Annotated in this window: 7 protein-coding genes; 2 read left to right on the top strand and 5 right to left on the bottom strand. The window is 67.1% G+C overall.

The window, feature by feature from the left end; genetic code table 11:
- Positions 1-21 precede the first annotated feature (21 nt).
- On the bottom strand, positions 22-918 hold the full coding sequence (locus GGR45_RS03695) for a DMT family transporter (protein ID WP_175312808.1): 897 nt from the start codon (positions 916-918) through the stop codon (positions 22-24).
- Between the two features lie 91 nt (positions 919-1009).
- On the opposite strand from GGR45_RS03695, the gene proS reads away from it, so the two are divergent.
- Positions 1010-2542: a proline--tRNA ligase gene (gene proS / locus GGR45_RS03700; protein ID WP_175312809.1), complete on the top strand. Its 1533-nt coding sequence runs from the start codon at positions 1010-1012 to the stop codon at positions 2540-2542.
- A gap of 279 nt (positions 2543-2821) precedes the next feature.
- On the opposite strand, the gene GGR45_RS03705 is transcribed toward proS, so the two are convergent.
- Positions 2822-3790, bottom strand: coding sequence for a glutathione S-transferase family protein (locus tag GGR45_RS03705; RefSeq protein WP_175312810.1), 969 nt, complete (start codon positions 3788-3790; stop codon positions 2822-2824).
- Between the two features lie 175 nt (positions 3791-3965).
- Positions 3966-6164, bottom strand: a complete 2199-nt coding sequence (gene rnr, locus GGR45_RS03710; RefSeq protein WP_175312811.1) for a ribonuclease R — start codon at positions 6162-6164, stop codon at positions 3966-3968.
- Positions 6165-6388: 224 nt separating this feature from the next.
- Between rnr and GGR45_RS03715 the strand changes: the two genes are divergently transcribed.
- Positions 6389-8884 carry a family 20 glycosylhydrolase gene (locus tag GGR45_RS03715; protein ID WP_175312812.1) on the top strand — a complete coding sequence of 832 codons (2496 nt, stop codon included), beginning with the start codon at positions 6389-6391 and terminating at the stop codon, positions 8882-8884.
- Here the strand turns inward: GGR45_RS03715 and GGR45_RS03720 are convergent.
- Entirely contained in the window at positions 8868-10781 is a 1914-nt protein-coding gene (locus GGR45_RS03720; RefSeq protein ID WP_246358035.1) for a glycoside hydrolase family 84 protein, read from the bottom strand. The two genes, GGR45_RS03715 and GGR45_RS03720, sit on opposite strands and share 17 nt — an antisense overlap.
- A gap of 238 nt (positions 10782-11019) precedes the next feature.
- On the bottom strand, positions 11020-12804 hold the full coding sequence (locus GGR45_RS03725; RefSeq protein ID WP_175312814.1) for an ABC transporter transmembrane domain-containing protein: 1785 nt from the start codon (positions 12802-12804) through the stop codon (positions 11020-11022).
- Positions 12805-12898: the final 94 nt, after the last annotated feature.

A 12898-nucleotide genomic window follows, 5' to 3' on the forward strand; every position in this document is an offset into this window, starting at 1 on the left:
CCGTACCGGGGAGGAATAAGTTCAATCCTCCGCCGCCGCCGAACTCGTCTGCTGCTTGCCCAATCTCTGCTCGCGCCAGACGATGAACAATCCGCTGGCGATGATGACCGGCGCGCCCAGCCACGTCCCTGCGGTCGGCAGCACGCCGAAGATCAGCCAGCCATAGACGGTCGCCCAGATCAGACCCGAATAGTCCATGGGCACTACCGCCGCGACCGGCGCCAGCCGCGACGCACCGGTCAGCGCCAGCTGTCCCAGACCGCCCGCCAGCCCGATCGACACGAGCGCCACCCAGGTCAGCGGATCATGCGCCTTGAGGTGAAAGGCGTAAGGCACGGCGATGAAGGGCAGGGTCAGGATGGTGAAGTAGAAGACGGTCGTGGTCGCCGGTTCATCGCGCAACTGGCGCAGGACGATCGCGACGATCGCGACGAACATCGCCGCCATCAGCCCCACGAACGCGCCGAACAGCGACATGTCGTTCGCCCCCGGCCGCACCACGATCAGCACGCCGACAAAGCCGACCAGTACCGCGCTCCACCGCTGGATACCCGTCCGCTCGCCCAGCACCAGCGCGCCGAGCAAGGTGGCGAAGATCGGCACGGTGAACTGGAACGTCGTCGCCTCGGCCAATGGCAGCAGCATGACCGCGCCGAAGGTGAAGACCATGCCGACCAGCCCGACCATCGCCCGCTTGGCGTGCCCCTTCAGCCGGGTGGTGCGCAGCGATGCCAGCCCCGGCCCCGCCATGACGAAAGCGAGCACGACCGGCAGCGCGCAAAGCTGCCGAAAGAACATGGTTTCGGACAAGGTCGCCCCGCGCGACTCGGCCAGCTTCACGAAGGCCGACATGGTCGACAGGAAGAAGATGGCGATTAGGCGCAGGCCGATGCCTTTCAGCACGCGGTCATCGGACATTGGGCCGCTCCTAGCCGGTCGAACGCCGCAGCGAAAGGCCGCAAGCGCCGCCCTCTTGGCGAAGACGGGTCTTTGCCGCTATCGGGCGGGCATGAAGCACGCTCTGTCCGTCACCCGCGACGCGGATTTCTCCGCTTGGTATCAGTCCGTCATCGCCGAAGGCGATCTGGCCGAGGAATCGGGCGTCCGCGGCTGCATGGTCATCCGCCCCTGGGGCTATGGCATCTGGGAGCGTATCCAGCGGCTGCTCGACGATCGCATCAAGGCGACCGGCCACGAGAATTGCTATTTCCCGCTCTTCATCCCGCTTTCCTATTTCGAGAAGGAGGCCGAGCATGTCGACGGCTTCGCCAAGGAAATGGCGGTCGTCACCCACCACCGGCTGATCGCCGATGGCAAGGGCGGACTGGTCCCCGATCCCGAGGCGAAGCTGGAAGAGCCTCTGGTCGTGCGCCCGACGTCCGAGACGGTGATCGGCACCGCCTTTGCCCGCTGGGTCCAGTCGTGGCGGGACCTGCCGGTGCTCATCAACCAATGGGCGAACGTCGTCCGCTGGGAAATGCGCACCCGCATGTTCCTGCGCACCGCAGAATTCCTGTGGCAGGAGGGGCATACCGCCCATGCCACGGTGGACGAGGCGCGCGCCGAGACGCTCCAGATGCTGGAGGTCTATCGCAGCTTCGCCGAGGATTGCCTGGCCGTCCATGTCATCGCGGGCGAGAAGCCCGAGAATGAGCGTTTCCCCGGCGCGGTCTCGACCTATTCGATCGAAGCGATGATGCAGGACGGCAAGGCGCTCCAGACCGCGACCAGCCATTTCCTGGGCGATAATTTCGCGCGCGCCCAGAATATCCGCTTCCAGAATGCCGAAGGCGGGCTGGATTATGCGCAAACGACGAGCTGGGGCATGACCACCCGCACGATCGGCGCGATGATCATGGTGCACGGCGACGATGACGGGATGCGTGTGCCGCCCAAGGTCGCGCCGTGGCAGGTGGTGATCGTGCCGATGCTGCGCGACCAGCCCGAGGACGAGGCGCTGCTCGCCTATTGCCGCGACCTGCAAAAGGAACTGGTCGGCCAGTCGGCGCTGGGCGAACCGATCCGTGCGATGGTCGACGCGCGCGCGCAAAAGGCCGCCAACAAGCGCTGGGGCTGGGTCAAGAAGGGCGCGCCGGTGGTCATCGAGGTCGGCGGCCGCGACATGGCGGGCGGCAACGTTTCCGTGATCCGCCGCGACCGGCTGTACCGCGAAGACGGCAAGCTCGATTCGGCCGTACAGCCGCGTGGCGATTTCATGAGCGGCGTTGCGGATCTGCTCGTCGATATCCAGGGCGAACTCCACCGCCAGTCGGCCGAGCGGCTGAAGGCGCAGATCGCGCCGGTGGACGACTGGGCGGGCGTCGAGGCGCATTTCGCGGATGGGCAGAAGAACCCCGGCTGGGTCGATGTCCGCTGGGCCAAGCCCACGGGTGCCGAACTGGAGCAGGTGGTCGAAAAGCTGAAGGCCCTGAAGCTGACCATCCGTAACGCGCCGATGGGCCAGACGGGCTGCGACGATGGCCCCTGCATCTTCACCGGCCGTGAAGCGGTGGAACGCGTGCTGATCGGCCGGGCGTACTAAATCACTCCCCCTCCCGCAGGCGGGAGGGGGTTGGGGGGAGGGCATGGGGTCTCACCGAGACCATCGCCTGCGGCGTGGGGGGGGGGGGGGGGCGGCCCCCCCCCCCCCCGCGGGGGGGGGGGGGGGGGGGGCGGCGCCGCCCCCCCCCCCCCCCCCCCCGCGGGGGGGGGGGGGGGGGGGGGGGGGGCCCCCCCCCCTGGGGTCTCACCGAGACCATCGCCTGCGGCGTTTCCCTCCCCCGGCCCCTCCCGCCTGCGGGAGGGGAGAAGAAGAGTGGACTTAACGGCGTACCAACCCCGCCCAAGGCAGATGCGGCCCCGCGGGCACGATCCCGGCCGGATTCAGCTCCAGATGGCTGGCATAATAATGCGTCTTGATGTGATCGAGATGCACCGTCTCCGCGATCGCGGGGATCGCCAGCATCCGCTCCAGCAAGTCTTCCAGGGCCGGATAGTCCTGCACCCGCCGGACATTGCATTTGAAGTGCCCGTGATAGACCGCGTCGAAGCGGACAAGTGTGGTGAACAGCCGAATGTCCGCCTCGGTCATCCGGTCCCCGACCAGCCATTCCCGACCCGTCAGCCGCTCCTCCAGCCGGTCCAGTTCGACGAATAACGGGCCGAACGCTTCGTCATAGGCCTTTTGCGTCTTGGCAAAGCCGCATTTGTAGACGCCGTTGTTCACCCGGTCATAGACGGGGGCGTTGACCGCATCGATCTCGGCACGAAGGTCGGCGGGGTAATAGTCCCCCGCCCGCGCACCCAGCCCGTCGAACGCGGTACCCAACATGCGGATGATCTCGGCTGATTCGTTGCTGACGATCGTCTCGCGTTCCTTGTCCCACAGGACCGGGACCGTGACCTTGCCGCTATAGCCGGCGCGCGCCCGACCATAGAGCTGCCACAGATATTCCGATCCATGGAGCGGATCGCCCGTGCCGCCCCGTTCGGTCGCGAAGGTCCAGCCATTTTCACGCATCAGCGGATCGACCACCGACAGGCCGATCATCGACTCCAGCCCTTTCAGCGCCCGGACGATCATCGTGCGATGCGCCCAGGGGCAGGCATAGGAGACATAGAGGTGATAGCGCCCCGGCTCGGCGCGGTGGCCGGTCTGGCCATCGGGGCCGGGGCCGCCATCCGCCGTCACCCAGTCGCGAAAACCGGAATCGGGGCGCTTGAAGCTGCCCTTTTCATCCGACTTGAACAGACCGTCGGCGTGCCAGACGCCGTCCACCATATTACCCATGTGTGTCTCCTTTGGGTAAGGGTACGCATGGGGCAGGGGAGCGATCCAATCCTCCCCGATACGGGGAGGGGGACCGCCGCGAAGCGGTGGTGGAGGGGGGCTTCCTCAAAGGGCGGCCTATGTGGCGATCCCCCTCCACCAGCTTCGCTGGTCCACCTCCCCGAGCCGGGGAGGATTAGCGCCGCTTGCCGTTGTGGCGGATATTCGCGGGGCGGCCGCGTCGTTTCAGCTCGCGTCGCGGCTCGGGCTTGGCGCCCTTGCCGTCGGGCAGCTCGAAGCGCAGCGCCCCCGATACCGGGTTCGCCTCGGCCAAACGCAGCGGCAGGCGCTGGCCGAGCTTGTAGATTTCGCGTGTCTTCTCGCCGAACAGCTGCTGCGAGCCCTCGTCATAGTGGAAATAGTCACCGCCCAGATCGCGGATCGGCATCAGTCCGTCACCGCCCACGCCGTCAACCGTCGCGAAGAAGCCGAAATTCGTCACACCGGTGATCCGCGTCTCGACCACCTGTCCGACATGCTCGGACAGATAGGCCGCGACATAGCGGTCGATCGTCTCGCGCTCCGCCTCCATCGCGCGGCGCTCATATTGGCTGATCGCGGTGCCCAGCCGTTCCATCTCGTCACCCTCGGGCAGCAATCCACCATCGCCCAGCTTGTACGCGCCGACCAGCGCGCGGTGGACGACGAGGTCGGCATAGCGCCGGATCGGCGAAGTGAAATGCGCATAGGAGCCGAGAGACAGGCCGAAATGCCCCTGATTGACCGGCGCATAATAGGCTTGCGTCTGCGAACGCAGGATCTGCTCCATCACCTGCGGCTTGAAATCCGCGTCGCCGATCTTGTCGATGATCCGGTTGAAGGTCGCCGGGCGGATCACCTGTCCCATCGCGAAGGGAATGTCGAAGGTTTCGAGATACTCCTTCAACGCGACCAGCTTGGTGCGGCTGGGCACTTCATGGACGCGGTACATGACCGGGGCCTTCTTCGCCTCCAGCGCCTTGGCGGCGGCGACATTGGCGGCGATCATGTAATCCTCGATCAGCCGGTGCGCATCCAGCCGCGCGCGCGGCGCGACCGACAGGATGCGGCCATTCTGGTCGAGCACGACCCGCCGCTCGGGCAGGTCGAGGTCGAGCGGCTGGCGATCGTCGCGCGCCTTGGCTAGCGCGGCCCAGCAGTCCCAGAGCGGGCGCAATGCCGTCTCGGTCAGCGGATGCGACAATTCGCCGTCGATCGCGGCCTGCGCATCCTCGTAAGCGATATTCGCCGCCAGCCGCACGACCGCGCGGGTGAAGCGGAAGCCCTTGAGCTTGCCGTCCTTCGTCACCTGGAGATGACAGGCGAGCGCGGCGCGGTCTTCACCCTCCTTCAGCGAACAGACGTCCGCCGACAGGATTTCAGGCAGCATCGGCACGACCCGATCGGGGAAATAGACCGAATTGCCCCGCCGCCGCGCATCCTTGTCGATCGCCGAGCCGGGGCGAACATAGAAGCTGACATCGGCGATCGCGACGATGGCGCGCCAGCCTTCGGGATTGGCGGGGTCATCGTCGGGCGCCGCCCAGACCGCGTCGTCATGGTCGCGCGCATCGACCGGATCGATCGCGACGATGGGCAGATCGCGCAGATCCTCGCGGTCGTCGCCCAAAGGCTGGCGCGCGACGCGCTCGGCTTCTTCCAGCGTCTCGGGCTGGAAGCGGTCGGGAATTTCGAACTTGTGGATCGCGATCAGCGAGAAGCTGCGCGGGGCGAAGGGATCGCCCAGCCGCTCGACCACCCGCGCGGTGATGCGTGGCGGCCGGCCCGCCTTCTCGGCCAGCACCAGGTCGCCCGCTTCCGCGCCGCCGGTGTCCGACACCATCATCTCGCGCCGGTCCTTCTTGTCGACGCTGGTCAGCCAGAAACGCCCCGCTTCCTCGCGCAGCACGCCCAGCACCTGTTCGGAGGCGGGCGCGATGGTCTTCATGACGTGCGCGATCCAGCCGCCACCGGCTTCCTCGGTACGCGCCAGCACCCGCTGGCCGATGCCAAGGCTGCCGCGCTTGCGCTCGCGGATGCGCAACCGGGGAATGGGGATGCCGTCCGCTTCCCAGCGTTCGGGCTGGCCCCAGACATTGCCGCCGTCATCGACATCCACGACGCGCAGCACCGTCACCTTGGGCAGCCCGCCCATCTTGTGAAAGGCGCGGCCGGGCGCGCTGTCGATCAGCCCTTCATCGGCCATGTCCTTGAGCAGCGCCTTCAGCCCGATCTTCTCCTGCGCCGACAGGCCAAAGGCCCGCGCGATCTCGCGCTTGCCAGCGGGCTGGTCCGACTGTTCGATGAAGGCGAGGATTTGCTCACGGGTCGGCAGACCCGGCTGGGGTTTTTTCATGGCGTTGAGATAGGGGGTAGGGCGGGCGGCGTCACCCCTTCAATCCTCCCCGGCACGGGGAGGGGGACCAGCCGCAGGCTGGTGGAGGGGGATCGCCGCAAATGACTCGCGTTGTCGAAGTCCCCCTCCATCATGCTACGCATGGTCCCCCTCCCCTTGCAGGGGAGGAATGGAAACGTCATGATCCAATGTAATACCAGTATAGCTTGGCGGGACGGGCGGACATGATGACTCTATGGGCTTCGGCCGCGATCCTTGCGGCGGCCCCGGCGGCGCAGGCCGACCTGGACCGGTTGGCGGCCACGCTCGGCTATCGCTACACCATCCTGACCAACCAGCCGGTATCCTGCCCCACCGGCATCCCGCGCTGTTTCGAGGCGGACATTGCCATCGCCGTGCCCGCCGACGCGCCCAGCCTTCCGGTCGAAATCCGCTATAGCTTGGTCAACCCGGTGCTGAAGATCGACAGCGATACGTTCGACAATCGCACGATCAACGGCGACCTGAACGTCCTGACGCTGAAGCCCGGCCAGCAGTTGAAGGCGGGCCAGACCTATCATGTGAAGCTGACCGGCCTGGGCGCATTCTTCTCGCGCAACCACATGATGCCCAATGCGATGCTGGCGGCCCAGGGCCTTGCGCCGCGCATCATAGCCGCGACCCGGACCGGGACGGACCCGGAGACGGGGCTGGAAACCTTGCCCTTCGTCGCGCCCATGACCGACGAAGCGGCACTCGCCCGCGGCGCGCCCGAAGATCAGACGGTGTGGCGGACGCCCGAGCGCGCCTTTGCGCTTTATGCCGAGCGTGGCGCGGCCACGCCGGTCGATGTCGCGATCCTGCCCAAGCCGACGAAGGTCACGCGACCTTCCGGTGCGCCGGTGGATCTGTCGAAGGGGCTGCGCGTCACCACGCAAGGCTTCACGCGCGCCGCCATCGCGCCTGCGCTGGCCGGATTGCCCATGGGAACGGTGCCGCTCACCATCCGCAAACAGGCAGGAATCCTGCCCGAGGGTTATCGCCTGACCATCGGACAGGGCGGCGTGACCGTAGCGGCGGCGGATGCGGCGGGGGCATCCTATGCCCTACGCTCGCTGGCCCAGCAGATGGCGGCTGAGGGAACGACGCTCCGCCCGCTCATGGTCGAGGACGCGCCGCGCTACGGCTTTCGCGGGCTGCACATCGATCTGGCGCGCAACTTTCACAGCAAGGCCGAAATCCTGAAGCTGATCGAGCAGATGGCGGCGTACAAGCTCAACACGCTGCACCTGCATCTCGGCGATGACGAAGGCTGGCGGCTGCAGATCGCCGCGCTCCCCGAATTGACCGAGGTCGGGGCCTATCGCTGCGCCGACCTGAGCGAGAAGACCTGTTTGTCGCCGCAACTCGGCGCCGATCCTGCGAGGGATGCGCCGACCAATGGCTATCTGACCGCCACCGACTATTCCGAAATCCTGCGTGCGGCGGCCGCCCGCCAGATCGCGGTCATCCCGTCCTTCGACATGCCGGGCCATTCACGTGCGGCGATCCGGTCGATGGAGGTGCGTTACCAGCGGCTGATGGCCAAGGGCGACCGCGCGGAGGCGGAGCGTTTCCGATTGGTCGAGCCGGACGACACCACCCGCTATTCCAGCGTCCAGCATTATGACGACAATACGCTGAACGTCTGTATCGACAGCACTTATCGCTTCATCGACACGGTGATCGACGACATCGCCCGGTTGCACCGGGCGGCGGGGGTGCCGCTGACCACCTATCATATCGGCGCGGACGAGACGGCGGGGGCATGGGCCAATTCGCCCGCCTGCAAGGTGATGATGGGCAGGACCGGGCTGCAACCGAAGCAGCTCGGCGCCTATTTCATCGAGCGGATTTCCGCCGATCTCGCCAAGCGCGGTATCGCGGTCGCGGGGTGGAGCGATGGCCTGGGTCGTACCGACCCCGCAAAAATGCCTGCCAAGGTGCAGACCAATATCTGGAGCAATCTGCACGCGGGCGGCGTCGCCGAGGCGCATGGTCAGGCCAATCGCGGGTGGAAGACGGTGCTGTCGATCCCCGACCTTGGCTATTTCGACATGCCCTATGCCGCCGATCCGAACGAGACGGGCTATGACTGGGCTTCGCGCGGGGTCGACAGTTTTCAGGTGTTCGGCTTCATGCCGGGCAATCTGCCCGTCAATGCCGCGCTGATCCCCAACATTCTGGCGCAGCCCAAGACCATTGCGGACAGCGTGCCGCTCCAGCCCGGCCGCGCGATCGCCGGGGTGCAGGCACAACTCTGGAGCGAGACCGTGCGCCGCGACAGTCAGGTCGACTATATGCTGTTCCCGCGCCTGCTGGCGCTGGCCGAACGTGGCTGGAGCAAACCGGAATGGGAGCCCGCCTATGTGGCGGGGGCCAGCTATGATCCCAAGGATCCGCGCGTGGACCGGGCCAGGCTGCTGACCGGCTGGCGGGATTTCGCGGGCCGGATGGGCGTGCAGATGCGGATGCTCGACCGGGCGGGCGTGACCTATCGCCTCGCTCCGCCGGGCGCACGGATCGCGAACGGCAAGCTGGAGGCCAATAGCGAGTTTCCGGCCACCCCGATCGAGTATCGCACCAAGGGCACCGCATGGCGCCGTTATGACGGCCCGGTCGCGGTGACGGGGGCGGTCGAGCTTCGCACCCGCACCCCCGATGGCCGCCGCGCCAGCCGGACGGTTACGGTTTCGCCGTAACCGCAATCAGGCCGGGCGCGTCCGCGATGAAGGTGTCGAGCACGCCATCGGCGATCTTGATCGGCCCGTCGAAGCGCACCGCGCCCTTGATGCTCTGCACGGCGGCGGCCTGAGCGGCGATCCGCTTGGCATCGGCGAAATAGCGGGTCGCCGCCGCATTGCCCTTGTCCGCTGCCTCCAGCCCGGCGGCGGTCTGTTGCAGCGCGCGACCCCAAAGCTGCATCGCCTCCAGCCAGGGTGCGGCCTGCTCGGCAAAAGCCGGATCGACCACGCCCGCGCGGATCGTGTCGGGCGCATCGGCCAGCGCATCGGCCTTGGCGTGGAGCTCGGCCAATGCGGCACGGCGTTCGCGCTCGTCGCCGTCCGCCAGCGCCTCACGCACATGGTCGAGCAGCGCCTTCAGTCTTGGCGCCTGTTCCTGCCAGGGCTGGCTGCCAAAGGTGGGGGCAAGATGCTGGGTGTCGAACAATTGCAGCAGCGCAGCCGTCGCGCGCGTGTCGCCGCCCGCCAGATCGCGCGCGGCATAATGCCAGGTGCGCTGGGCATCATAGCCCTTGTCGTTCCACCCGAATGCCAGCACGCCCGTCACCGCGACGCGGCTGGGCGCTTCCTGGTTCATGGGGTTGGACAGGATGCCGGTCAGCTCGGTCGACAGCCCGGCCTCGCGCTTGGCGTAAGGGGCCAGCAGCAGCCGCCCCGCCGAGCTGGCATAGTCGTTGACCGGATAATTGTCCCAGAGCAGCGTCTTGCGCCCGAACGCCTTGGTCGCGGCCTTCGCATCGGGGACGGAGATGGCGGGCGGCACGACGTCGGTGCCGGTCCACTGAACGACGATGCGCGGGTTCAGGTTCGCCCGCAGCGCCGCCTTGTAAGGACTTTCCTTGGCATCATAATATTCGGTCGGCACCATGATCAGCGGGCGTGAGGCGGGATCCTGTTTCAGCAGGTCGGCCTGTACGGCGTTCAGCAGCTTGGACTGGGCGACGCCCGCCGCTTGCGCGCCCGACGGACCGAACGCGGCCTTGTCGGCCTCGCAATTCCATTTCTGATATTCGATGTCGTCGAGCGCGACATAGAAGCTGTGCACCCCGATCCCGCGCAACGCCGCGAATTTGCGCAGCAGCGCCTGCTCGTCCGCCGGGTCGGAGAAGCAGATGCTCGGCCCCGGCGAGATAGCATAGACGAAGTTCACATGATTAGCCTTGGCCCGTGCAGCCAACGTGCCCAGTCCCGCCAGCGTCGCGGCAGGATAGGGCTCGCGCCACTTATCACGCGCGAAGGGATCGTCTTTGGGGCTGTAGACATAGGTGTTGGCCTTCATCTGGCCGAGGAAGTCCAGATGCTTGGTCCGGTCGGTCATCGACCACGGCTTGCCGTAGAAACCCTCGATCGTGCCGCGGATCGGCATGGCGGGATGATCGCGGATGGTCAGCGCGGGAATGGTCTGGCGGGTCAGCAACTGGCGGAGGGTCTGGGCGGCGTGGAACAGCCCGTCCGCGTCATGCCCTGCCACTGTGATGAGCCCCCCCTGACCGGAGGCGTGCGTGGCCAGCGTATAGCCCTCGGGCGCATCGTCGGGGCTGGCCTTGCTGCGCGACAGGGCCTCGCGCACCAGCGCCGCGCTGTCCGGGCCGATCACGATGGTCGGGCCGTCCAGCGCGGCGGGCAGACGCCTGGCCGTGACGATGTCGGTGACACCAGCCTGGCTCAGCAGGTCGCGGACCAGCGTGGCGGTTTCTGGCTCGGTGCCGGGCGCGACGATCAGCGTGACCGAGCGGCCCAGCGTCAGCGTGCCGTCGCCCAGCGTCATCGTGGCGGGGGCGGGGAAGATCGCGGGAAGGGTGGCGGGTCTTGCCTGAGCCGCCGGAGCAAGCGCCGTAAATGCGATCGCCGCCAAGGCCGCACCCGTCCATCTGTTCGCCGCCCGCGTCATCCTCAACCTCCGGTATTGAAATGGTATTGTAGGAGCCTAGGGGAGCAGGGAATGGGCTGCAAGCGCGATCATGGGCGGTGTTTCAGTGGCTTGGCTTGATACCTTAGCGAGATGACGGCTTACTCCAAACCGCCGGTCAGCCTGAACGAAGTCGGAGGGCAGGGGGGAGCTAGCGCTCAAAAATGGTACTAAACCGGCTATATCACTCGTGAAATTGCAGGCTCGCCAATCGCGCATATAGCCCGCCGCCCGCGATCAGATCGGCGTGCCGCCCTTGCTCGACGATCCGCCCGCCGTCCATCACCACGATCCGCTCGGCGGCGCGTACCGTCGCCAGCCGGTGAGCAATGACCAGCGTCGTGCGGTTCGCCATCAGCCGTTCCAGCGCCTGCTGGACCAACTGCTCGCTCTCGGCATCCAGCGCGCTGGTCGCTTCGTCGAGCAGCAGGATCGGCGCATCGCGCAGCAGCGCGCGGGCAATGGTGATCCGCTGGCGCTGGCCGCCCGACAGCCGCGCGCCGCCCTCGCCCAGGAAAGTGTCGAGCCCCTGCGGCAGGGCGCGCAGGAACTCGGCGGCATTGGCGGCTTCGGCGGCCGCCCAGAGTTCGTCGTCGCTTGCGTCCCACCGACCATAGCGTAGATTGTCGCGCGCCGAGGCACCGAAGATCACCGTCTCCTGCGGCACCATCGCGATGCGCGCGCGGATCGCGGCCGGGTCGGCATCCCGAAGCGACACGCCGTCGAGCGAGATCGTCCCGCTCTGAGGGTCATAGAAACGCTCGGCCAGCTGGAACAGCGTCGACTTGCCCGCTCCCGACGGGCCGACCACCGCCACCGTCTCACCGGGGCGGATGTCGAGCGAGAAGTCGTTCAGCGCCGCCACTTCGGGGCGGGTCGGATAGTGGAACACGACATGATCGAAGCGCAGCGCGCCCATCGGAATGACCGGCAGCACGGCCGGGGCGGGGGGTGGCGCAATCTCGGGCTCTTCGGCGAGCAACTCGGCCAGCCGTTGCGCCGCGCCCGAGGCGCGCAGGATATCCCCCCACACCTCGGTCAAAGCCTGGAACGCGCCCGCAACCAGCATCCCCGTCACCACGAACGCGGTCAGCGACCCGCCCGACAGTCGCCCGCTGGCGACATCGGCGACGGCTTCCCACAGCAGCAGCGTGAGACCGCCGAAGAACAGGCCGATGACCATCGCCGTCATCACCGCGCGCAGCAGGAACCGCTTGCGCGAGGTCGCAAAGCCGTTGCTGACCGCCAGCTCGAACCGTTCGGCCTCGCGCCGTTCCTGCCCGAAGGCCTGTACGACCTTCATCGCGCCCAGTGTCTCGACCGCCGTCGCGCCGATATCGGCCAGCCGGTCCTGGCTGTCGCGCGAATAGCTGCGCACCTTCTTGCCGAGCAGTACGATGGGCAGGACAATCAGGGGGATGCAGACCAGCAGCGACAGGGTCAGCTTGGGCGACAAGGCGAAGAGATAGATGGTGCCGCCGATTCCAATCACCGTGTTGCGCAACGCGATCGACACGGTCGAGCCGACCACCTGCTCGATGATCGCGGTATCGGCGGTCAGGCGGCTGGCGATTTCGGACGGGCGGTTCTCCTCGAAATAACGCGGCGCCAGTCGAAGCAGATTGGCCTGCACCGCGACACGGATATCCGCGACCGTCCGCTCGCCCAGCCAGGACACGAAATAGAATCGGAACGCGGTCGCCACCGCCAGCACCAGGACGACCGCCAGCAGCCCCTGAAAATAGGGCGCGATATTGCCTGTATCGGTCATTCGGCCAAAGCCGTGATCGATCACCTTCTGGAAGGTGCGCGGGATGAACAAGGTCGCGCTGGCCGCGACGAGCAGCGACAGCGCGGCCGCCGCCAGATGCGCCGGATAGCGCAGCGTGAAGCGCCAGACCATTTTGAGGTTGCTCAGGCGGCGGCTGGGCGGGACGGCGGGCTTGGGGGCAGCGGCGGATTTGGCCATGATGGGGCCGGGCCTAGCAGTGCCGGGACACGGGCTCAACGCCAGCGGCAGCGATCGCGCATCGTTCCGACGCTTTCGGGCGTTGAGGGAGGCG

Origin of the sequence: Sphingomonas zeae (assembly GCF_014197135.1) — a bacterium.
Lineage (GTDB): Bacteria > Pseudomonadota > Alphaproteobacteria > Sphingomonadales > Sphingomonadaceae > Sphingomonas > Sphingomonas zeae.

Bases quoted from the DNA above. Each gene is read 5' to 3' on its own strand.
- GGR45_RS03715 (WP_175312812.1), top strand. From the start codon at position 6,389: ATGATGACTCTATGGGCTTCGGCCGCGATCCTTGCGGCGGCCCCGGCG.
- GGR45_RS03705 (WP_175312810.1), bottom strand. From the start codon at position 3,790: ATGGGTAATATGGTGGACGGCGTCTGGCACGCCGACGGTCTGTTCAAG.
- GGR45_RS03695 (WP_175312808.1), bottom strand. From the start codon at position 918: ATGTCCGATGACCGCGTGCTGAAAGGCATCGGCCTGCGCCTAATCGCC.
- proS (WP_175312809.1), top strand. From the start codon at position 1,010: ATGAAGCACGCTCTGTCCGTCACCCGCGACGCGGATTTCTCCGCTTGG.
- rnr (WP_175312811.1), bottom strand. From the start codon at position 6,164: ATGAAAAAACCCCAGCCGGGTCTGCCGACCCGTGAGCAAATCCTCGCC.
- GGR45_RS03725 (WP_175312814.1), bottom strand. From the start codon at position 12,804: ATGGCCAAATCCGCCGCTGCCCCCAAGCCCGCCGTCCCGCCCAGCCGC.